Below are 21,308 nucleotides of genomic sequence, written 5' to 3' on the forward strand. Positions count from 1 at the left end.
CCCGGGTGCTGGCGGGCTTCGGTCGCCCCGCTCAAGCGGCGTCTGTTTTAGGCGCTGCCGGCTCGGTGCTCGCCTTGGCGAGCGCGTCGCGAAGCTTCTGTTCCTTGCTGTCATCGAGAGATGTCTTGAGTACGGTGCCTCCCGCGTCCTGAATCTCCCGCAGCACCTTGTCCGCAGTTATATTCTTGATGAGCACGAACAGCGCGGCATTGCCGGGCTGCAGTTTCCCCGACAGTTCCTTCATGAAACCGTCATTGATGCCGTAGTCAGACAGGGCGCCGCCGAGGGCTCCGGATGCCGCGCCCAAGGCAACGCCAAGTATGGGATTGAGGAAGATCACGCCGATCAAAAGTCCCCAGAATGTGCCTGATGCGGCTCCTATCGCCGTCGTATTGACGAGTTGGTTCAGCTTGACGGGACCAGCTTCCGTCTTCACTGCAATCACGGCATCGCTGACCGTGATCAGGTATTCCTTTTGCAGCTTGAACAGGCGCTGCCGCACCTCTTCGGCCTTTGCTTCGGATGGATAGATGATCGCGACTAGATCTGACATCTCCGTATCCTCCAACTCTATGATGGACATGATATCGGCGGCACAGGGCGCTGTTGACGGATCGACACTCCTAAAAGCTGTTGCAGTCGCAGCGGAGCTTCCGTTGCGTCAACTGCCGATGGCAAATGTCCGACGGCGGCGAGATCATCCCGGAAAGCCGCGGATTGACCAGCGGCCGTGCGGCACAGGCATCACGGTATCACAACTTGCCAGCGAACGGATCACGGTTCGCGGCGACTCTGTAATCAAATTGGCGCCAAATTGACTGAATGGTTCCCCCTGTGCTCGGATTCCTCCTGGGCATCGACCTGATTTCTCACGGGATCAGGTGGCTGGCCTATGCGTGGAAGCCCACTACCAGCGCTGCGTAGTCAGGGTTCGCTAGGTCCGACTGACCGCCGCCACCTTGAGGTGGAACGGCAGCACCGTGACCGACATCGGCAATTGTCCGATTTCGCCGTCGACGTCGGCGCGGACCATGCGATCGCTGTCGATGGTGATCCGCGTCGCATGCCGCCGCGAGACCTTCGGGTGCGCCAGATAGCTGCCGTCGCCGATGTTGGGAACGATCTTGGTCAGGCTTTCCCAGCGCCCCATCTCGCCGACCATGATCAGGTCGAGCTTGCGGTCACTGGGGTCGGCGCCCGGCGCGAGCATCAGGCCTTCGCCCGCGCCATCGAAACTGCACAACATCAAGGACCACATCGGCAGGTTCTGTTCGGCCTCGTCGTCGATTCTGACACGGTACCGGCGCGGACTGTAGGTCAGCGACGTGAACGCCGTCATCAGGACGTAGCTGAGCGGGCCGAGCCGCTTCAGGAGCGGCACGCGTTGGGCACGCCAGGAAATCGTGGCGGCGGCGCCGACGATGGCGAGCACGAAGCCGTAGCGCGTCACCTGGCCGCCCGCGTAGCCTTTGGCGTCGGCGCGGAATACATCGATGTCGCGGGTGTGGCCCATGGCGATGGCCTTGCTGGCCTCGCCGAAGGAGAGCTGGCCGAAGGAGCGGGAGAGTTCGTTCGACGTGCCGCCCGGCAGTTGCGCCAGCACCAGGTCGGACGCGATCGGCCGGTCGTCCGCGATCACGCCGTTCATCATCTCGCTGAAGGTGCCGTCGCCGCCGACGGAGATCAGGCGCCGGCAACCGGCGGCATCGACTGCTTCTCGCGCCAGCTTCGTCGCGTGATTGGGCGCGCGGGTCATCGCAATGTCGTCGTCATCGATCGGGCCGAGATGCTTTTCGAGTTCGGCGCGAATCTGCGGCCAGCGCTTGCCGCAACGGCCCTTGTTCGCCATCGGATTGACGATGATCCTGGTTTTCAAGGCGATCTCCGCTTGCGAAGACAATCGCGCCAACTTGACCTCGGCGGAAGAGCGAATCAACCGGAAAGCGAACTATTCGCAGATGCAACAAATGCTGCGGGCGCGTTATGGAAGCTGGAAGAGCTTCGAGCGGCGACGCAGAGCCTTTTACGAAAAGAACGCGATCTTCTCGGCCTGGCTCATGCGCCGGATCGGCGCCAGCGGGTCGTTGGCCGCGGTGACCGGCTTTCGCACCATGCCGCTCGCGATGAGGCTCGAGCCCAGCGACATTTCCACAGCCGGCACAGGCGCTGGTGGCACAGGGGCCGGTGTGGCGGCGGGCGGCGGTGGCGGTTGAATCACCTGTTGAACCGGCGGCGGCGCCGGCGCAGCGACCGGTTCGGGCGCTTTTGCGACGATCACGGCAGCGGTCGGCGCAGGCTCCGCCAGACGGGCTTGCTCGGCTGCCGCTTCGGCGATCTCGTCGTCGTTGATCGGATCAGGCGCGCCCATCTCCATCGCGATCATGTCGAGGACCGCCTCGTCCTGGGCGTCGGCGTCTTGGGTGTCCTGGATAGGAGCTTCTTGGACCGCGATTTCCTGGACAGCCGCTTCCTCGGCAGTGGCGACCTCGGCGGCCGGCGGCATTTCCGGTTGCGTCAGCATGGCTTCCACCGCCGCAAGCGCGGCCTCGGCGGGCGTGGCCAGCGAAGCGGATGGTGTCTCGGCAGATTGCTGTGCCGCCGCGGCCATTTCCGGCGCGGCCGGGAAGGGCGCCGCCGCTTCGGTCTCGGCAACCAGTGAGGAGCTGTCGTCGTCGCCGAATTCCACAAGCCGGCCCTGGAGGGCGGCAAAGGCCGCACGCAGCGCCACTCTCGCCTCTTCTGAGGAGAACTGGTCGGTGCCCTTTTCGATGACGGTGACCTGCGAATCGATCAGGTCGCAGATCCGCCCGTCATTGCCGATTTCGCGCAACCGCCAGGCGATTTCCCGCAGCACCCGCGCGCCCTTGCGGACCGGCGCCAGCCGCTGTTCCAGCGCGAGGCTGTCGAGCGCTTCCACCGCCGATTCCTCGGCAGCCTCGACCGAATGGCGGATGGCGGCGAGCGCCTCGGTCAGGCGTTCCTGCGCCGCGGCCGCCGCGGCGACGGCCTCGGCCGCCTGCTGCGCCGAAAGGCCTTCCTCCCGCTGGAGGCTTGCCTCCCGCTCAAGGGTCTCTTCCCGCTGGGCGGTGAGGCTTTGCTCGATCCGCGCCACCGCATCCAGCACCATGCGGGTGTCGGCATTGCGGTTGCGCTTGGCGTATTCGGTCAGGAACCAGCGGCCCCGCGAAGTCTCCATGAAGGCTTCGGCGATCGCCGCATAGTCTTCCTCGCCCGGCAGCGCGGCGCGTGCTGAGATCGGCGAAAGGGCGAATGCTTCGTCGGCCATGTCAAACTCTTCGCGCAAATCAGCGCGCATTGCGATAACGAAACAACACGATATTGCCCGAATCGCAATTGAATTGATGCAGAGCGAATCACAAATCCCCACAGCTTCTCAAGGTGCATCCAGGCGTTTCGCGACGCGGATGGCGCTATTTTACGGCACGCTGTTCGGTATGACCGGCACCCACCTGCCGTTTTTCACGGTCTGGTTGAAGGCCGTCGGGATCGATGCTTTCTGGATAGGGCTGATCACGGCCGTTCCCTCGGTGACCCGATTTACGGTGCTGCCGCTGGTGACGGGCTTTGCGGAACGGCGCCAGGCCTTGCGCGGCGGCATCATCGTGACCGCCTTTGCCACCGCATTGGGATTTTTCATCCTGGGCACCCAGCATCTGCCGGTGCTGGTGTTCCTGATCTATGCCCTGACCTGCTGCCTGTGGACGCCCATGGTGCCGCTGACGGATGCCTATGCGTTGCGGGGCGTGAAGCGCTATGGCCTCAACTACGGACCGTTGCGGCTGTGGGGCTCGGCCGCCTTCGTCCTCGGCGCCCTGGTCTGCGGGGCGCTGCTCGACCTCATCGCCGCCCGAAATCTGATCTGGATCATCGCCGGCTCGGCGGCGATCGGGGCGCTGGCCAGCCTCGCGCTGCAGCCGCTGGACGACACCAGGACCGCTCGTCCGGCCACCGGCAGCGCGAGCGCGCTGCTGCGTGACGGCGGCTTTATCGCGATCATTGTGGCGTCGGCGCTGATCCAGGGCAGCCATGCCGCCTATTACATTTTCGCGTCGATTGCCTGGCAACAGGCGGGATATGACGGGCTGACGATCGCGGCGCTGTGGGTCCTGGGCGTGATTGCCGAGATCGTGCTGTTTGCGCTATCGCCGCGATTTACCCTGAAGCCGTCGATGCTGGTGGTGATCGCGGCACTGAGCGCCGCCGCGCGCTGGGCGATAACGGCGCAGGACCCGCCGCTGGCCGTTCTCGCGATCGTCCAGCTCGCGCATGCGCTGAGCTTCGGGCTGACGCAGGTCGGAATCATGGGATTGATGCTGCATCACGTGCCCGGCCACGTGATGGCAAGGGCGCAGGGCTATCTGACCGCCTGCGGCGGCATCGTCGCCGGACTCGCGTCGGTCGCATCGGGCACGATCTATGGGACCTGGGGGCAAGGCATCTATTACGTGATGGCTGTCATGGCCGCGCTAGGCGGGTTGGTGATCTGGCTGGCGCGGGACCGGCTCTCGCATCAGCCCCACAAGGCGGCTTCCGGCGGATAGACCAGGCTGCCGTCGTAGCGCAGCCCGCCATCGCGGTCGCGCGCCAGCAAGAGGGGACCGTCGAGATCGACGAATCTGGCCTGTTGCGCCAGCAGCATGGCCGGCGCCATCGCCAGCGAGGTCGCGACCATGCAGCCGATCATGATTTCAAAGCCGAGCGCTTGCGCGGCGTCCGCCATGGCGAGCGCTTCCGTCAGCCCGCCGGTCTTGTCGAGCTTGATGTTGACGGCGTCGTAGCGCGCGCGAAGGCCTTGGAGCGAGATACGGTCATGCACGCTTTCGTCGGCGCAGACCGTAATCGGGCGCTTGATGCGCGCCAGCGCCTCATCCCGCCCGGCCGGCAGCGGCTGCTCGACCAGCGTGACGCCGGCGTTGGCGCAGGCGGCCAAATTGTATTCGAGATTGTCCGGCGTCCAGGCTTCGTTGGCGTCCACGATCAGTTCGGATTCCGGAGCCGCTTTGCGTACCGCCGATATCCGCTCGTCATCGCCGTCGCCGCCGAGCTTGATCTTCAACAGCGGCCGGTGCGCGGCCTTCGCGGTGGCTGCCGCCATGGCCTCCGGCGTGCCGAGCGAGATCGTGAAGGCGGTGGTGCAGGGACGCGGTGCCGGCCGGCCGAGCAGGGTCCAGACCCGTTGACCAGAGCGCTTGGCCTCGAGATCCAACAGTGCGCAATCCAGCGCGTTCCGGGCGGCGCCCGCGGGCATCGCCTCCTGCAGGGCCGTGCGGTCCAGTCCCTTCGCCAGCGGTTCCTGCATCGCATTAAGGGCTTCAAGTGTTGCTTCCGGGGTCTCGCCGTAACGGGGGTAGGGCACACACTCGCCGCGGCCGCTTTCGCCGTCATGGCTGACGGTCGCGACAACCGTGACGGCCTCGGTCTTGGCGCCCCGGCTGATGGTGAAAGCGCCTGCGATCGGCCAGCGTTCGATGCTGACGGCAAGGTTTCGAGATAGGCTGGAAGTCATTTTAAAATCTGCAATTTTCTGAACCGCAAGCTTGCTCGCCGCTACCAACTATGGCTGGTTAGGGACAGATTCGACAAGGCAATACGGCGTGCGGAACCTAAGCGTTTTGCATCGGTAAGCGTACCGGCCGAAGGGTGGGCATCGTGAGCGGCAACCCGACATTGGAGCGGATAGCCAGGGGCAACGAGCTGGCGCTGTGCGCGACCGGCGCGTGGACGGCCCGCTTTGCGCCGATGCTGGAACGAATGGTCGCCGACGCCGAGAAGCTCGGCGGCACCCGGCCCAATATCTTCATCGACGTCTCCCAGGTATCGAAGCTCGACACGTTCGGAGCCTGGCTGATCGAGCGGCTGCGGCGAAGCCTGACCCAGGGCGGCGTCGAGGGCGAGATCGCCGGGCTCTCGGCCAATTATTCGAGCCTGGTCGACGAGGTGCGCCGGGTGAAGGCCGAGCCGATCGTCGAAACCGATAGGGTGACGATCACGGGCATGCTGGAGCAGATCGGCCGCACCGTGGCCGGCGTCGGCGGCACCTTGATCGGGCTGATCGACATGCTGGGCGCGGTGCTCGCTGCGGCCGCCCATGTCCTCATTCGCCCGCGCGGCTTCCGCCTGACCTCGACCATCCATCATCTGGAGCAGGTGTGCTGGCGCGCGGTGCCGATCGTGGTGCTGATCACGTTCCTGATTGGCTGCATCATCTCGCAGCAGGGCATTTTCCATTTCCGCAAATTCGGCGCCGACATCTTCGTGGTCGACATGCTGGGCGTGCTGGTGCTGCGCGAGATCGGCGTGCTGCTGGTGGCGATCATGGTGGCGGGTCGCTCGGGCTCGGCCTACACCGCCGAACTCGGCTCGATGAAGATGCGCGAGGAGATCGACGCGCTGCGCACCATGGGCTTCGACCCGATCGAGGTTCTGATCCTGCCGCGGATGCTCGCGCTGGTGCTGGCGCTGCCGATCCTGGCGTTTCTGGGTGCGATGGCGGCGCTTTACGGCGGCGGGCTGGTGGCGTGGCTCTATGGCGGCGTCGAGCCGGAAGCGTTCCTGCTGCGGCTGCGCGACGCCATCTCGATCGACCATTTCATCGTCGGTATCATCAAGGCGCCGGTGATGGCCGCGGTGATCGGCATCGTCGCCTGCGTCGAGGGACTGGCGGTGCAGGGCAGCGCCGAGTCGCTCGGCCAGCACACGACGTCCTCGGTGGTGAAGGGGATCTTCTTCGTGATCGTGATGGACGGCGTGTTCGCCATCTTCTTCGCATCGATCGGAATGTGACCATGGCGGACGAAATTTCCGACGCCATCATCCGGGTTCGCGACATCACCGTGCAGTTCGGCAAGACGCGGGTGCTCGACGGGCTCAACCTCGACGTCAAGCGCGGCGAGATTTTGGGATTTGTCGGTCCGTCGGGCGCCGGAAAATCGGTGCTGACGCGCACCATCATCGGTCTCGTGCCCAAGGTCGCCGGAAGCATCGAGGTGTTCGGCGTCGATCTCGATGCGGCGAGTGCCGCGGAGCGCCGCGGCGTCGAGCGCCGCTGGGGCATCCTGTTCCAGCAGGGCGCGCTGTTCTCCTCGCTCACGGTGCGCCAGAACATCCAGTTTCCCGTGCGCGAATATCTCAAGGTCTCGCAGCGGCTGCTCGACGAGATCATGGTGGCCAAGCTCGGCATGGTGGGCCTGCGGCCCGAGGTCGCTGACCGCTATCCGTCCGAATTGTCGGGCGGCATGATCAAGCGCGTGGCGCTGGCGCGCGCACTCGCGCTCGATCCCGAACTCGTGTTCCTGGACGAGCCGACCTCGGGGCTCGATCCGATCGGCGCCGGGGACTTCGACGAACTGGTGCGCACCCTGCAGCGCACTTTGGGCCTGACCGTTTTCATGGTAACCCATGATCTCGACAGCCTCTATACGGCCTGCGACCGCATCGCGGTTTTAGGGAACGGTAAGATCATTGCAGCAGGATCGATTGCCGACATGCAGGCCTCGCAGCATCCCTGGCTGAGGCAATATTTCCACGGCAAGCGCGCCCGCGCGGTCATGGGCTAGAGAGCATGATCACGAAGCGGGCACCGGTTTTTGATGAGATCATGCTCAAACAAGCGATAAATGACAGGTCTGATCGGCGAAGCTGAACAGACCCAGGTTCCGGAGTACCTTGAGTTATGGAAACGCGGGCGAATTACGTCCTGATCGGGGCCTTCACGCTGGCAGTGATCGCCGCGGCGTTGGGCTTCGTGCTGTGGTTTCAGAGCCTGCATACCACCAAGCAGCGCAGTCCGATCCGCATCGTGTTCGAAGGCCCGGCATCCGGCCTGCGCAATGGCGGCAGCGTGAATTTCAACGGTATCCGGATAGGGGAGGTTGTGTCGGTCAAGCTCGACAACCCGCGGCGGGTGGTCGCACTGGCGATGGTCGAGAACAACGCCCCGATCCGCAAGGACACGCTCGTCGGCCTCGAATTCCAGGGACTGACCGGCGTCGCGGCGATATCGCTGAAGGGCGGCGAGGAAAACGCGGCTGCCGTGCCGCTCGACGAGGATGGCGTGCCGATGCTGACTGCCGATCCGAGTGCGCTGCAGGACGTGACGGAGTCCATCCGCGCCACGTTGCAGAACGTCAACCGGATCGTCGCCGACAACCAGGAATCGGTGAAGAACTCGCTGCGGAATCTCGAGACCTTCACGGCCGCGCTCGCGCGCAATTCCGAGAAGATCGACAACGTCATGCTCCGGGTCGATGGCGTGATGGGCAAGGCCGACAGTCTCATGCTCGGGCTGAACACGATCGCGGGCGGGGCCGCCGGCGGCGAGCTGAATCTAATGGTCAAGTCGATCCGCGAACTCGCCGAGGATTTCGACAAGCGGTCGGGCGCGCTGATGGCCGATGGCCGCCGCACCCTTTCCGACATCAGCCGCGCCGTGAACAATTTCGACCGCAACCCGACCCGGGTGATTTTTGGCGGGGGCAACAGCCAGGCGGCAGCACCGCCGCCGCCGCCACCGGCGCCACCACCGGCGGCCCCGAGGGCGCCGAGCGGGCAGAAGCGGCAGTAAGCGGCGAATGGCGAATAGCTCGCCTCGCTCCGTCGTTGTCTGCGAAGCAGCGCTTTCGCCGCGTCATTGCAAGCGAAGCAATCCATAGCTTCCGCGCGGACGGTATGAATTGCTTCGTCGCCTTGCTCCTCGCAAGGACGGCGTGGGCAAGGGCTGTTCGACCTCACCGCAACGTCTTATTTGAAGCCGATTTTTTTCATCTGTGCGTTCGAGAAATACGCAACCTTCATTTCGGGTAGCTGTGATTGCGCCTGCCGCGCAATTTCGATGCCGTCCTGATCTAGTCGTTGATTTTCGACTTCATCATTGAACTGACCGTAGTGGGCAGTTTCGTAGTCGATCACCCACTTTTCGATTCTTCGGACGAGTTCAGGAGAAAGTCCGACTTCGTTGAGATCCAGATACTCCCCGGTAAGGGAATCCCGGATCCCTGTTCCCGAGAGCATTCCATCGATTGTCACATAGCGCATTCAAGCCACCAGGCTTCAAACCAGAAACGGAGGCCGCGAGGCCTCCGCTTTCATTCGATATTCGTCTCGCGTTGTTCGCTGCTTACCCCAGCCGCCCCGCCGCGTGCGCGAGCAGGGTGTAGACCAGCCCCGTTTCCGAGGTGAGGTGGCCGCGCAGCGCCTGCGGTCCGCGGTCCTCGCGGGCGACCTCGTCGAGCAGCCGCTCGAACTCGGCGATATAGCGGTCGACGGTCTGCTTGAAGCCGCGGTCGGCGCGGTATTTGCGCGCGACTTCGTCGAACGCCTTCTGGCCGGCCGGCGTGTAGAGCCGTTTGGTGAACGCCTTGCTCTCGCCGCGCTGATAGCGGTCCCACATTTCGGAGGCGAGGTTGCGATCCATCAGCCGACCGATGTCGAGCGACAGCGACTCCAGCGGATTGGCGGGGGTCTGCGGCGGGCGGCCACGGGGAGCTTCGCGTCCGCCACCGCCGCCGTTATCGGTGCGGTGGAGCAGGTCGGACAGCCATCCGTCGCCGCGTCCAGCGTCCTGGCTTGCCGGCAAGACCGGCGGGGCTTCAGCACGGCGCGTGGCCGGCATGCCGAGGTCCGGCGGCGGCAGCGTCGATGCGCTGCCGGCGTCGCGCATGCGTACCTCGTTACGGCCGCCGGAGGCGGCTGCCATTACGGGCTCTTCCTGGCGCTGCACGCTGGCACGGCCGGAGGTCACGACGTCGAGGCCGCGGCCATGATGGGCGACGATCCGGTTGAGCTCGGCGAGCGCCTCGATCTGGTCGACGATCACCTTGCGCATCTGCGCGGTGTTGTCGGCGGCCTCCTGCGGCATTTCGAGCACGCCGCGGCGCAGCTCGTTGCGGGTTGCCTCGAGCTCGTTATGCATCTCGGCCGCCATCTGCTTCATGGACTGCACCATCGCACCGAACTTCTCGGTCGACTCCTTGAACATCGCATCCGTCTCGTGGTTGCTCTGCTGGTACAGGTCGTTCATCGCATTGAGGGTCTGCTGCCGCTCGTTTTCGGCCGCTGTGCGCACCGCTTCGAACTGGCGGCTGATCGCGGCCGATCCGGCGCCGGCGGTTTCCGCGACCACGCGGGCGATGTCGCGGGCGCGCTCTTCGGCCGCGGCGAGCGATTCGTCGAGCAGACCGGTGAAGCGCGACAGCCGCTGGTCGAGGTCGGTAGTGCGCAGGTCGATGGTGGTCACCAGCGATTCAAGCTGCGACTTGCGGTCGGCGACCGAGGTCGAGGTGGTACGGTTGGCCTGTTCGACCACGCCGGCTGCGTCGACCAGTTCCTTGCCGTGCTTCTCGAACTCGCTCGACAGCGCGCCGAGATCCTCCAACGCCTTCGTGGTCTTGCTGTTGAAGACGGTGAGCTGGTCTTCCAGCGTCTGCGTGGCGATGCCATTGCGGGCGGTGACGTCGTTCATGGCGGACACGAAGTCGGCCACGCGCGTCACCAGCGCGCGCTCCAGCGAGTTGAGGTTGTCGTGGGCGCCGGTCAGCACTTCCTGCAGCAGGATGTTGCCTTCACGCAGCCGTTCGAACAGCGCCACCGTATCGGTGCGCAGGATCTTGCTGGTCTCCTGCATTTCGGTGACGGCGGCGATCGAGACCTGACGCGACTGGTCGATGGCCGAACGCGACGCCTGTTCGAGGTCCTTCAGCGATTTGGCCACCGCGCCGGTGGCGAGGTCGCCGGCCGACGTGATCGTGCGCGCGACTTCCGAGCCGTGGGTCGACATCGATTGCGAGAAGGCCTGGCCGCGGCTCTCGATCGATTTCAGCGCGTCTGCGGTGACGCGGTCGATGTCGGTCGTCAGTTGCGTGGTCCTGGAAGAGAGCGCCTCGACCAGCGAACCGCGGCGGCTGTCGACGATCTGCGCCAGACGGTCGGTCTGCTGCTGAACGTAGGTGACGATTTCGTCGGTCTTGCCGGTCATCGTCGAGCCGAAATTGCTGCTCGCGGCGAGCACCGAACGCTCGATATCGGCCGAGGTCGATTTGACCTTGGTGCTGACCTCGTTCGTTGCGGCGACCAGCGCGCTCTGCGCGTTCTGCGCAGTGGTCTGGATGGTGTCGGTGGTGCTGGCGGTGACGACGCCGAGCGAACGCTCCATGTCGGCGGCGATCGCCTTGATCTGGTTCGCGGCGTCGGTGGAGGTCGCAGAAAACGAGCTCTGGGCTTCGCGCGCGGTGCCGAGGATGGAGGCGGCAGTGCCGGCGCCGACCGCAGTCAGCGTGCGTTCGACATCGATCGCCAGCGACTTGACGTGGTTGGCGGCTTCGGTCGACGCCGTGATGAGCGCGTTCTGCGCTTCGCGCGCGCCCGTCGTGATCGACTCGGCGGTGGCATTGCCGGCCATCGAGAGCGAACGCTCCACGTCGGCGGCGAGCGACTTGACCTGGCTCGATGCGTCGGCGGACGCATTCATGAGCGTGCTCTGGGCCTCGCGGGCGCCTGCAGTGATCGACTCGGCGGTCGCCGTTCCGGCGATCGAGAGCGAACGCTGAACGTCGGCTGCGAGCGACTTGACCTGGTTGGCGGCCTCGGTAGAGGCGGCGACCAGCGTGCTTTGTGCTTCGCGGGCGCCTGCGGTGACGGCCTCGGCGGTCGTCGTTCCTGCGATCGACAGCGAACGCTCGACGTCGGCGGCAAGCGACTTGACGTGGTTTGCCGCGTCCGCGGATGCGGTCACCAGCGTGGTCTGCGCCTCGCGCGCCCCTGACAGGACGGAGGCGGCCGTGGCGTCGCCTGCGGCCGAAAGGGTGCGCTCGACGTCGGCGGCGAGAGATTTGATCTGCGTAGCAGCTTCGGAGGAGGCCGACACCAGCGTGGTCTGGGCCTCCTGGGCGCTGGTCACGATCGAGGCTGCCGCGCCGGTGCCGACCGCGGCGAGGGCGGCTTCGACCTCGGCCGAGGTCAGTTTGAGTTGTGCGCCGACGTCGGAGGAAACCGTCAGCAGCGCCTGCTGCGCGGTGCGCGCGCCGGTCTGGATGGTCTCTGCGGTGTTGACGACGAGATTGGTCAGCGAACGCTCGGCGTCCTCGACATGAGACTTGATGCCGGAGGACAGCATTTCGGCGCGCGACATCAGGTCTTCGCTGGCCTGGCGGCCGCTGCTTTCGATCCGGCCTGCCACGGCTTCGATGCGCGAACCGAGCAGATCCTCGAACTGCGCCACGCGGGTGTCTATGTCGCCGGCGATGGCGCCGACACGAGTCTCGATACCGCTGGCGAGGTCGCCGACGCGGGTCTCGATACCACTGGCGATGCCGCCGACTCGCGTCTCGAGTCCACTGGCGATGTCGCCAACCCGCGTCTCAATGCCCTGATGAATTTCCTGGAACCGCGCCTGGATGGTGTCGGTCAGATAGACGCTGCGGCCGTCGAGGGTTTCGGTGACATTGGCAATACGATGGTCGACCGCTGCAATCGCCTGCGCGGTGCCCTCGGTCAACGAGGAGGTGAGCAGGCTGAGCCGCTGGTCAATCGACTGGATCGCCTGCGCCGCGCCGTCGGTCAGCGAGCCCGTCAGGGTGCTGAGGCGGTTGTCGATGGTCTCGGTGACGGACCTGGCGCGGGTGTCGAATGTTGTCTCCAGTGATTGCAGACGGCCGTCGACGGTCTCATCGAACCATTTGAGCTTGTTTTCGAGCGAAGTGTCGAGGTTGCTGACGCGGGTGCCGAGCGTGGTTTCGAACTGCAGCAGGCGCTGATCGAGGGAGGCGGTGATCTCGCCGCTGTTCGCAACCAGGCGGGTGTCGAAAGTGTCGACGTAATCCTTCAGGCTGTCGCTGATCTCCTGGGTCCGCGCGCCCATACGCTCGACGATCTCGCCGCCGAAGGTCTTGACGGTGCGATCGAACTCCGAGATGTGGCGCGTGATCAGCGCGCCGAGCGTGCCGCTATCGCGGGCGAACTTTTCCGCAAGTTCACCGCCCTGGTTCTTCACCAGTTCGTCGTACGCGCTCATCTGCAGCGCGAGGCTGTCGTGCGCGTTTTCGGTCTGACTGATCACCTTGGCAACCAGCGTGTTGACGGTCACGTCGAGCGCGTCGCTGGCCTTGTCGCCGGAGGTGAGGATGCGGCTCGCCAGGCGGTTGCCGGCATCGTCGATCTTGCTGACGAGATCGCCCGAGCGCAGTTCGAGTTCGAGCAGCAGCGAGTCGGAGGAGTTCTTCAGGGAGTCGTGGACCTGCTCGGTGCGGTCGGAGATGCCGTCGACGATGGTCGAGGAGCGCTGTTCGAATTCGCCGGTGATGCGGTCGATACGTTCGTTCAGCATCTCGTGGACGCGATCGGCCAGATCGACGAACTCGTCGTGGACGTGGCCGGTCTTGAAGTTGAGGCTGGTGGTGAGCCGCTCGGAGGCGTCGAGCACGGCGCGCGTGGTCTCGGCGCTGGCTTCTTCCAGGCGATCGAGCAGGTCGCCGCCGCGCTCGCCGAGCGCGAGGATCATGTTGTCGCCGGCATGGCTCAGCGCACTCGTGATGTGCTGGCCGCGCTCTTCCAGCGCGCCGGTGATGCTTTTGGCAACCTCGTCGACGCGCGAGGCGATCGCATCCGAGATCAGCGCGATGTCGTGGCGCAGATCGATCTGGACGCCGGAAATGGCGCTGCGAACCTGCTCGGCCTGGCCGACCAGATTGTCGCGCTGATGCGCGATGTCCTGCAGCAGCGCGCGGATCCGCACCTCGTTGTCGGAATACGCGCGCTCCAGCGCTGCGACTTCATTGGCGACGAGCGTTTCGAGTTCGCCGGCGCGCGCGATCGCGCGCTCGACGCCATCGCCCATCGCGGCGACTTCGCGGCGGATCGCTTGCCCCACGGTCACCATCGAATCGGCGGCGGCCCCCTCGGGCTCGGAGAAGCGGATCGCGACCTGCGCCATCGACTGCGCGATCATCCGCATTTCCTGGCCGCGCCAGGCGAGGCTGGCGAGGAAATAAAACAACAGCACCGGCGCAAAGAACAACGCGGCAAGGCCGGCGAGCACCAGCACGCCGCCGCTCTGTCCGATCGCCGCCTGCAGCGCGGGCAGGAAGCTGACGGTCAGCAGGCCGCAACCGATCACCCAGACGCCGCCAAACACGGAGGCAAGCGTGTAGACGCTGCGGGCAGGTTGGTTCTTCTGGATCGCCTGCAGAATCTGTCCGATGGTTTCGCGATCGTCATTGGCGGCGCGACGGGGGCTGCGCGGCTCTTCGATCGGATCGAACACCGGCCGATCGGCGCTTGCGCGCGTGTCGAACGGGTTTTCGGAATAGGTCGGCGCGGCGGACGGCATGGTCGGCGACGAGAGTTCGCCTCCGATCGAATTTCGGCTGGTGTCGACGGTCGTATCGCTGATGTTGAGCGCTTCCTGAATGGCGGAGAGCGCGACTTCAGTGGGATCTTTGACCTTCTTGGGATTGTTCGCCATGTTCAGTCCGAGCCCTCTTAACTATTACGCATCCGGCCGTTCTTGCAAAAAACGCCCCCGCAAGCTCGAAGCCGGATTCATAATCCCCCGCGGACCGCAAGCGTGCCCGCCGGCAGCTTGTCCGCTACATCCGCAAACATCCTATTGGCTGAGCGATACGAATGAAATGGCCGCGATTAAGACATTGTTAATCATCGTTAACAGCTTTGTTCCTTAAGGCCTTAAGGATACACAGATTTCTGGAACTGAATCGTCGATCACGGCAGATTGGTGTCTAAAACAAGGCAAAGATGTGGTGAATTCACAGAACGTTTCGTTAACGGGTGCCGTGATTGGCTGTTGAAAATGGCCTCTCCGAACCGCTGCGGCGAGGCGATCCGGACCTTAAGTCATGCCGCTTCATCTTGAACGGATAGAATGGATGCCATCGCCGCCGCTGGCTCCCGATGACGGGCCGATCGATTTCGAACATCTCAACCGCATGACGCTCGGCGATGCCGGCCTCGAGCAGGAGGTGTTGGCGATGTTCGTGGCCCAGTCGGCAAGACTTGTGCGAGCGCTCGCTGCCAAACCTGCGGATGCCAGCGCGCTGGCGCACACGCTGAAGGGCTCGGCCCGCGCGATAGGCGCTTTCGCCGTCGCCGATGCCGCAACCCGGCTGGAGGCGGCCATCGCCCGCGGCTTCGATGCGTCCGCTGCGCTCGCCGAACTTGGCGAGACGGTTGCAGAGGCGCGGGCGGCGATCGAGGCGGATCTGCGCCGTTCCTGAACGGAAAGCGGTCCGTATCGGCCAAAATCCCGGTAAAGTGCCTGCCTTAAGGTTTTCGTCCCGACCGCTGGCGCTGTGCGGATCGACCCGTTATAGGACTGCCGGGACCTTCATTACCTATTCGGCAGCACGAGCGATCATGGCCAAAATCCACTTTGTCGACCATACCGGCGAGAAACGAACTATTGAAGTCGAGAACGGCGCGACCGTGATGGAAGCCGCGATCCGCAACGCCATTCCCGGCATCGAAGCCGAATGCGGCGGCGCCTGCGCCTGCGCGACCTGCCACGTCTATGTCGAGGAGCCGTGGCGCGAGAAGGTCGGCGCTCCGACCCCGATGGAAGAAGACATGCTGGATTTCGGTTTCGACGTGCGGCCGAACTCGCGCCTGTCGTGCCAGATCAAGGTCAGCGACGACCTCGACGGCCTCGTGGTGTCGACGCCGGAACGGCAGGCCTGAAGTCCGAAAGACATTCAGCGCGATCCGGCGTTGGCGGTCTCCGCGAGATGGTCGTCGACGGCATATAGCGCGCAATCGGACGCGTACTCCGCGCAGGCGGCGAGAGCAGCCTCCGTCGCTTCACGCGCCGACCGCCGCCCGCCGCGATAAGCGAAAGCTCCCTTTGGCGAGACGGCAAAGGCCCTGTGCGGGCGCGCAGAGAGATAATCGGCAAATCCTGCGCGCCCTTTGTCGCGCAATTGTTGCGGCGGCGGCAGTTGCGATGGCGCTGGCATCGCGGCGATATCGCGCGTTCCCAGATTTTGATCGCGCAGGAAGCCATCCAGCGCGGGCGTCCAGAGCGGTATCCCGCGCGAAAACAGAGAATGGCCGTCATCGCCATGGGGCGGGAAATCGACGAATTGGGCCCGCCCGCCGTTGCCGGTAAAGGCTGTGTGCATTCGGCGCGCCAGTTCGGGCCCGAAGAACTTGTCGTTCTGCGCGTAGATCCACAGCGTCGGAATCCGTGACGTCTTTCCCAGCGTGGCAAAGGCGCGGACCAGCGCATCCTCGTCGCAGACGTCATTGTCAGCGCGCGAACCGCGGCCACCGGCGAAGTTGATCGCCGCGGCGAGCCCCGGCGGCGCATCGGCGGTCAGCGCCAACGACGCGAAGCCGCCGGCGGAGACGCCGACCGCAATCATGCCATTGGTCGAAACGTCGGTCCGGCTACGCATGGCCTCGATCGCCGCGCGCAGATCGCTGGCCGACTGCCATGCCGCACGCAAATATTCGCGCCTGTCGCACGGGCCGCTGCTCTCGGCATATTGGCCGCCGGAATCGCCGTAGCCTCTGCGCATGAAGACCAGTGCCGCAAAGCCCCGGCGGGCCAATTCGAGGGCTTGCCGATAGGATCCATACGGCGACATCGGCGCTCGCGCCGACCCTTCGCGCGGAGTGCCGTGGCTGATCAAGGCGAGTGGATAGCGGCGCGTGCCCGACGGCCGCAACAGCATCGCCTCAAGTCCGCGCGGGCCAGCAGCCTCCATCGGAATCCGCAGGTCCTCGCGATGATAGTCCGCCGCCGCGGCAGGCTGTAGCGCGGCGCCGGCGAACGCAAGAAGGAGCAGCGCGGCACGCGTCATCCGGGGTCCACGCCGCTGCGGATCCACGGCGCAAATTTCGCCTTCAGTTCGGACGTCAGCGGCACGGGCTTGCGCGTGGTCTCGTCGATCAGGACGGTGATCGCGCGCGCCGACGCAACGCATTTGCCTTCGGAAAACACCACCTGATCGAAGCTCACCGAGGTGCGGCCGAACTTTGCGACGCCAAGCCCCAATTCGATCTTGCCCGGCCAGTGCAACTCGGCGCGGAAATGGATATCGATCCGCACCATGATCCAGCCGAGCCCTTCCGGCATCAGCCCGTAGCTGCGGTCCTTCATCAGCGTGACGCGGCCGGTTTCGAAATAGGTGGCGTAAACCGCGTTGTTGACGTGCTGGTTGGGATCGAGGTCGGCAAATCTCACATTGTCCGACAAGCGGTAGGGAAAATCCTCCAGACGTGGGGTCGCGTCCGGACGCAAGGGGGCGTTCACGGGGTCATCTCCGAATATCTCGTTCCCTTACAGCCCAGTTGTCGAATGACGGCAAGGGGTTGCCGCCGCCGCGAACGCCATATTATGGCTTTCCTGTCAGCCCCGGGTTGGCTAGACAGATGCGGCCTTCCCGCCAGGTTCAACCGAAAAGAAGCTGACATGAGCGAAGTGATCAAAACCGACGTGCTGATTATTGGCGCGGGTCCGTGCGGCCTGTTTGCCGTTTTCGAACTGGGCCTCTTGGACATGAAGGCGCATGTGGTCGACATCCTCGACAAGATCGGCGGCCAGTGCGCGGAGCTCTACCCGGAAAAACCGATCTACGACATTCCCGGCATTCCCTTCGTCACCGGCCAGGGCCTGACGGACGCGCTGCTCGAACAGATCAAGCCGTTTCATCCGACTTTCCATCTCAATGAGATGGTGGAGACGATCGAGAAGATCGGCGATCCCGGCTTTCGCGTGACGACCGATGCCGGCCAGGTGTTCGAATGCAAGGTGGTGGCGATTTCGGCGGGCGGCGGCTCGTTCCAGCCAAAGCGTCCGCCGGTGCCGGGCATCGAGGCCTATGAAGGCTCCTCCGTGTTCTATGCCGTGCGCAAGATGGAGCAGTTCCGCGACAAGAACATCCTGATCGTCGGCGGCGGCGATTCCGCGCTCGACTGGACGCTTAACCTGCATCCGGTTGCGAAACGCGTGACGCTGCTGCACCGGCGCGACGATTTCCGCGCCGCGCCTCACAGCGTCGAGCAGATGCGCGCGCTGGTGGCTGGCGGAAAAATGGATCTGAGGATCGGTCAGGTCACTTCGCTGGAAGGCGAGGGCGGCAAGCTTTCCGCGGCCGTGATGAAAAGCAACGACAACGCGATCTCGAAAGTCGACTGCGATACGATGCTGCCGTTCTTCGGACTGACCATGAAGCTCGGCCCGGTGGCGAACTGGGGCGTCGCGCTCGAGAACAATCTGGTGCCGGTCGACACCGCGGCGTTCGAGACCAATGTTCCCGGCATCTTCGCGATCGGCGACATCAACACCTATCCCGGCAAGCTCAAGTTGATCCTGTCCGGATTCCACGAAGGCGCGCTGATGGCGCAGAAGGCGCACCGCTACGTCTATCCGGACAAGCGGCTGGTGTTCCAGTACACCACCTCGTCGTCGAGCCTGCAGAAGAAGCTCGGGGTCAACTGATCCCAAAATATGACAGTTGGGCCCGCGGAGCTTTGCCGGAACCGCGCGGCGATCGTTACTGGAACCGTCCGCGAAATGGCCTTAGTCTGCGGCCATTCATTTGGGGATTGATCAGGTGATAACGATGCGCAAGCTGACCGGACTTCAACTGATACTTCCGCTCGTGATCGGGCTCGCGTTTGCCGGTGAACTCGCCGCACAGACGGCGGAACCTTCTGCGACCGGCCTTTGGCAGAAGGTCGAGAAGGGCAAACCGGTCGGATGGTTTCTGGTGGTCGATCGCAACGGCCTCTTCGAAGGCGCGTTCGCCAAGCTTTTTTCCGAGCCCGGCGATCCTCCCAATCCAGTCTGCTCGAAATGCACCGACGATCGTAAGGACGCGCCGTGGCTCGGGCTCTCCTTCATCCGCGACATGAAGCGCGACGGATTGAAATACGAGAACGGCAACGTGCTCGATCCGCGCGACGGCAAGATCTACAAGGCCAAGATGACGCTGAGCCCGGATGGGCAGACGCTGACGATGCGCGGCTATCTCGGTATCTCGCTGCTGGGCAAGGATGAGGTCTGGACCCGACTGCCGGACACGGAGTTGGCGCAGGTCGATCCCGCGATCATCGCAAAATATCTGCCGGCACAGGCCGCGGCGATGAAGCCGGCGGCTGGTCCGGCAAAGGCCCCCGCAGCGCCCAAGAAGACCACTTCGCCAGCACCAATTCCTGCACCTGCGCGCTAGATTTTGATTTGACGCGTTTTCTTGACGCGAACCGGTCTCCACTTCGCTGGAAAACGCTCTAGTTCAGGCCGGTTCTGCCGGGTGGCCGCGGCGCGCCCGGCGCGACCGGTATCGGCGCCACCGGCTGCGACGTGACTTCAGGCACCCCCGCATCGAGCTGCAGCACGGCGGCGGCGGCCGGCACGGCGGCATCGGCCATCGCGGCGTGGCCCTCGGCGCTCGGATGCACCGCGCCGCCATAGACAGCCGACAAGACGCCCCAGGTTGCGTCATGGATGTCGGCCGGCTGCTGCGATGTCGGCAGGCCTTGAGGGTAAGTCATCGCCGCGAAGTAGCTGTCATTGGCATCGCGGATCCAGCGCGCGCGGGGCAGATAGGCGCGGTACTCGCCGGCGCTGCGGCCGCACAACATCGGCTGGCTGGCGGCGGTGACGATATCGGGATCGAAGCTGTTGCCGGTCGCCGAGAAGCACTGCCGGTCGAATTCGGGATCGCTTTCGGCGCGCGCACAGAAGCCGTGACTGGCAAAGCTGGTCTGATGGCTGTCGACGAAGGTCATGCGGTCGGTGCTCGGATTGCGGCACAGGATGCCGCCCTCGCACAGCGCCAGCCCTCTCAACTGCGGCAGGAATTCGCTTTCGACGAAGTTCGACACGGCGGCCAGCCGCTGCGGCTGGGCATTGAAGGAGGGATGAATGTCGAAGCCGGCGCGTCCGCCGGGGCAGGGCGCGCCGCCATTCGCCACCGTTGGATTGGCGTAGGAGGTGTAGACCACGCGCGACAGGTCGCCGCCGACCAGCGGCTTCAACGCCTCGCGCAGCTTGGCAAAGCCCTGCGGCAGATCCCGCGTCATCGCGCTGCGCGCGTCGTCCACCGAGGCCATCACGCCGCTGCGCCGAAACAGCGCGCGTTCGGTCGCCGTGTCCACGATCACATCGGCGACGAGGCCAGAGAAATAGATGTCGTTGGCGCCGACCGACAGCAGCACCAGGTCGAGCTTGCGATCCGGCTGGCGGCGTTTCGCGGCGGTAATCGCTTCGCGCAGTTCGGCCAGTTGCCCGTTGACGGTGCCCTGGCACGCACCGCCCGATTTCGACGGCAGGCAGTCACGGGCGCGCTGCGAGCCGAACAGCCCGTCGGCGATGGTGGCGCCGGTGCAGGCCAGCGGCAGGTAAGTCACCGCGATGTGCGGATATCGCACGGCGAGCGCCAGCGCGGTCCGGGTCTGATAGCTGTAGAGCGAACGGTGGCAGGCGGGATTGAACCAGAGCGCGCTCTGGCGCTGCCACACCGTCAGCAAGTCCGGCGCTTCGCAGGCGCGTCCGCCCTTATAGCCGGCGCGGCTCGGACGGTAGTATTGCGCGGCTGCCGTTCCAAGATACGAGCGGAAGCAAAAGCCTTCATCGGCCAGCGCAATCGGCCGGTCCGGATTTCCCTCGCCGGAAGCGACACTGTCGCCGAGGCCGGCGATGAAGATGTCGCGCACCGCGATCTCGGTGAAAACGCGCTGACTACCATCCGAGCTGGACACGTCGGCGGTCACCACCGTGGTGCGGCCGTAGCGGACCCGGAGATTGACCGGTTCGGCGCAGTCGAAGGTGGAAGTTTGCGGGCCGTCGCCATCGTCGACCGTCCAGGCGCAGGTGGCGCCGACCGGCACCGGGCCGGTCAGGCGGATCACGATCGGATGATCGATCGGCGTCAGATAGCTTTCCTTGACGTTGTCGCGGGTGCAGGGCTCGCTGACGCGGCCGGCCAGATCGATACAGAGCCGGTTCACCGTGTTGCGCGCCCAGCCGCGGCCGTCGCTCTGGATTGCCAGCACCTGCTCCGAAGCCAGCACGCTGCGGCCCCGGCCGCTTTCAGCGTGCAGCAGGAAATCCCGCTCCTCGCGGAACAGGCGGAAACGGTTGCGCACCTCCCAGGAAATCTGCAGCGGCCCGTAGCCGCCGGCGGTCTGTGCTTCCGCAGCCGACGTGGATATGCCGGCCAGCGCGCCGGCGACCAGCGCGACCGACAGCATCGAACGTAAGAGAATTCCAGCCATGGCGTCGTTTGACGTTAGCGGTAAGGCAGAAATAAGAGAATGAGGCAGCTCTGCCTCAA

At 64.8% G+C, this 21,308-nt stretch carries 17 protein-coding genes; 8 read left to right on the forward strand and 9 right to left on the reverse strand.

From position 1 onward, the window contains the following. Positions 1-31 precede the first annotated feature (31 nt). The 3 genes from IVB22_RS05165 to IVB22_RS05175 form a co-directional block, all read right to left on the reverse strand. A complete protein-coding gene (locus tag IVB22_RS05165; protein ID WP_247516229.1) occupies positions 32-553 on the reverse strand; it encodes a DUF1269 domain-containing protein in 522 nt (173 codons plus the stop codon). Between the two features lie 381 nt (positions 554-934). After that, positions 935-1,876: a diacylglycerol kinase family protein gene (locus tag IVB22_RS05170; protein ID WP_247516230.1), complete on the reverse strand. Its 942-nt coding sequence runs from the start codon at positions 1,874-1,876 to the stop codon at positions 935-937. A gap of 147 nt (positions 1,877-2,023) precedes the next feature. Then, positions 2,024-3,286 carry a hypothetical protein gene (locus tag IVB22_RS05175; protein WP_247516231.1) on the reverse strand — a complete coding sequence of 421 codons (1,263 nt, stop codon included), beginning with the start codon at positions 3,284-3,286 and terminating at the stop codon, positions 2,024-2,026. 76 nt (positions 3,287-3,362) lie between these two features. On the opposite strand from IVB22_RS05175, the gene IVB22_RS05180 reads away from it, so the two are divergent. Continuing rightward, positions 3,363-4,562, forward strand: a complete 1,200-nt coding sequence (locus IVB22_RS05180; RefSeq protein WP_247516232.1) for an MFS transporter — start codon at positions 3,363-3,365, stop codon at positions 4,560-4,562. Here IVB22_RS05180 and dgcA read toward each other — a convergent pair. Then, the gene (gene dgcA / locus IVB22_RS05185) at positions 4,532-5,527 is read right to left on the reverse strand and encodes an N-acetyl-D-Glu racemase DgcA (protein WP_247516233.1); all 996 of its coding nucleotides are present in this window, start codon (positions 5,525-5,527) and stop codon (positions 4,532-4,534) included. The two genes, IVB22_RS05180 and dgcA, sit on opposite strands and share 31 nt — an antisense overlap. Positions 5,528-5,670: 143 nt before the next feature. Between dgcA and IVB22_RS05190 the strand changes: the two genes are divergently transcribed. The 3 genes from IVB22_RS05190 to IVB22_RS05200 all read left to right on the forward strand — a co-directional run bounded on the left by IVB22_RS05190 (position 5,671) and on the right by IVB22_RS05200 (position 8,584). Further along, a complete protein-coding gene (locus IVB22_RS05190) occupies positions 5,671-6,804 on the forward strand; it encodes an ABC transporter permease (RefSeq protein WP_247516234.1) in 1,134 nt (377 codons plus the stop codon). 2 nt (positions 6,805-6,806) lie between these two features. Continuing rightward, positions 6,807-7,577, forward strand: coding sequence for an ABC transporter ATP-binding protein (locus IVB22_RS05195; protein ID WP_247516235.1), 771 nt, complete (start codon positions 6,807-6,809; stop codon positions 7,575-7,577). 116 nt (positions 7,578-7,693) lie between these two features. Beyond that, the gene (locus IVB22_RS05200) at positions 7,694-8,584 is read left to right on the forward strand and encodes an MlaD family protein (RefSeq protein WP_247516236.1); all 891 of its coding nucleotides are present in this window, start codon (positions 7,694-7,696) and stop codon (positions 8,582-8,584) included. Between the two features lie 176 nt (positions 8,585-8,760). Here the strand turns inward: IVB22_RS05200 and IVB22_RS05205 are convergent, their stop codons facing one another. Both IVB22_RS05205 and IVB22_RS05210 read right to left on the reverse strand, forming a co-directional pair. After that, positions 8,761-9,054 (reverse strand): hypothetical protein, encoded by a 294-nt coding sequence (locus tag IVB22_RS05205; RefSeq protein ID WP_247516237.1) that lies wholly within the window; start codon positions 9,052-9,054, stop codon positions 8,761-8,763. Between the two features lie 82 nt (positions 9,055-9,136). Beyond that, on the reverse strand, positions 9,137-14,476 hold the full coding sequence (locus tag IVB22_RS05210; RefSeq protein WP_247516238.1) for a negative regulator of septation ring formation: 5,340 nt from the start codon (positions 14,474-14,476) through the stop codon (positions 9,137-9,139). 391 nt (positions 14,477-14,867) lie between these two features. Between IVB22_RS05210 and IVB22_RS05215 the strand changes: the two genes are divergently transcribed. Together IVB22_RS05215 and IVB22_RS05220 are read left to right on the forward strand one after the other, a co-directional pair. After that, positions 14,868-15,245: an Hpt domain-containing protein gene (locus tag IVB22_RS05215; protein ID WP_247516239.1), complete on the forward strand. Its 378-nt coding sequence runs from the start codon at positions 14,868-14,870 to the stop codon at positions 15,243-15,245. A gap of 139 nt (positions 15,246-15,384) precedes the next feature. After that, positions 15,385-15,705, forward strand: a complete 321-nt coding sequence (locus IVB22_RS05220; RefSeq protein WP_247516240.1) for a 2Fe-2S iron-sulfur cluster-binding protein — start codon at positions 15,385-15,387, stop codon at positions 15,703-15,705. A 14-nt stretch (positions 15,706-15,719) separates the two neighbouring features. Here the strand turns inward: IVB22_RS05220 and IVB22_RS05225 are convergent, their stop codons facing one another. Together IVB22_RS05225 and IVB22_RS05230 are read right to left on the reverse strand one after the other, a co-directional pair. Then, a complete protein-coding gene (locus IVB22_RS05225; protein WP_247516241.1) occupies positions 15,720-16,829 on the reverse strand; it encodes a S9 family peptidase in 1,110 nt (369 codons plus the stop codon). Further along, the gene (locus tag IVB22_RS05230; protein WP_247516242.1) at positions 16,826-17,281 is read right to left on the reverse strand and encodes a thioesterase family protein; all 456 of its coding nucleotides are present in this window, start codon (positions 17,279-17,281) and stop codon (positions 16,826-16,828) included. The genes IVB22_RS05225 and IVB22_RS05230 overlap by 4 nt, the downstream gene beginning before the upstream one ends. Positions 17,282-17,440: 159 nt before the next feature. Between IVB22_RS05230 and IVB22_RS05235 the strand changes: the two genes are divergently transcribed. Together IVB22_RS05235 and IVB22_RS05240 are read left to right on the forward strand one after the other, a co-directional pair. Continuing rightward, positions 17,441-18,469: an NAD(P)/FAD-dependent oxidoreductase gene (locus IVB22_RS05235; RefSeq protein WP_247516243.1), complete on the forward strand. Its 1,029-nt coding sequence runs from the start codon at positions 17,441-17,443 to the stop codon at positions 18,467-18,469. 124 nt (positions 18,470-18,593) lie between these two features. Further along, positions 18,594-19,202: a DUF2147 domain-containing protein gene (locus IVB22_RS05240; protein ID WP_247516244.1), complete on the forward strand. Its 609-nt coding sequence runs from the start codon at positions 18,594-18,596 to the stop codon at positions 19,200-19,202. Positions 19,203-19,260: 58 nt separating this feature from the next. On the opposite strand, the gene IVB22_RS05245 is transcribed toward IVB22_RS05240, so the two are convergent. Continuing rightward, entirely contained in the window at positions 19,261-21,249 is a 1,989-nt protein-coding gene (locus tag IVB22_RS05245; RefSeq protein WP_247516245.1) for a hypothetical protein, read from the reverse strand. Positions 21,250-21,308 lie beyond the last annotated feature (59 nt).

Origin of the sequence: Bradyrhizobium sp. 190 (assembly GCF_023073415.1) — a bacterium.
GTDB lineage: Bacteria > Pseudomonadota > Alphaproteobacteria > Rhizobiales > Xanthobacteraceae > Bradyrhizobium.

Bases quoted from the DNA above. Each gene is read 5' to 3' on its own strand.
- IVB22_RS05165 (WP_247516229.1), bottom strand. From the start codon at position 553: ATGTCAGATCTAGTCGCGATCATCTATCCATCCGAAGCAAAGGCCGAA.
- IVB22_RS05175 (WP_247516231.1), bottom strand. From the start codon at position 3,286: ATGGCCGACGAAGCATTCGCCCTTTCGCCGATCTCAGCACGCGCCGCG.
- IVB22_RS05180 (WP_247516232.1), top strand. From the start codon at position 3,363: ATGCAGAGCGAATCACAAATCCCCACAGCTTCTCAAGGTGCATCCAGG.
- dgcA (WP_247516233.1), bottom strand. From the start codon at position 5,527: ATGACTTCCAGCCTATCTCGAAACCTTGCCGTCAGCATCGAACGCTGG.
- IVB22_RS05195 (WP_247516235.1), top strand. From the start codon at position 6,807: ATGGCGGACGAAATTTCCGACGCCATCATCCGGGTTCGCGACATCACC.
- IVB22_RS05200 (WP_247516236.1), top strand. From the start codon at position 7,694: ATGGAAACGCGGGCGAATTACGTCCTGATCGGGGCCTTCACGCTGGCA.
- IVB22_RS05205 (WP_247516237.1), bottom strand. From the start codon at position 9,054: ATGCGCTATGTGACAATCGATGGAATGCTCTCGGGAACAGGGATCCGG.
- IVB22_RS05210 (WP_247516238.1), bottom strand. From the start codon at position 14,476: ATGGCGAACAATCCCAAGAAGGTCAAAGATCCCACTGAAGTCGCGCTC.
- IVB22_RS05215 (WP_247516239.1), top strand. From the start codon at position 14,868: ATGCCGCTTCATCTTGAACGGATAGAATGGATGCCATCGCCGCCGCTG.
- IVB22_RS05220 (WP_247516240.1), top strand. From the start codon at position 15,385: ATGGCCAAAATCCACTTTGTCGACCATACCGGCGAGAAACGAACTATT.
- IVB22_RS05225 (WP_247516241.1), bottom strand. From the start codon at position 16,829: ATGACGCGTGCCGCGCTGCTCCTTCTTGCGTTCGCCGGCGCCGCGCTA.
- IVB22_RS05235 (WP_247516243.1), top strand. From the start codon at position 17,441: ATGAGCGAAGTGATCAAAACCGACGTGCTGATTATTGGCGCGGGTCCG.
- IVB22_RS05240 (WP_247516244.1), top strand. From the start codon at position 18,594: ATGCGCAAGCTGACCGGACTTCAACTGATACTTCCGCTCGTGATCGGG.
- IVB22_RS05245 (WP_247516245.1), bottom strand. From the start codon at position 21,249: ATGGCTGGAATTCTCTTACGTTCGATGCTGTCGGTCGCGCTGGTCGCC.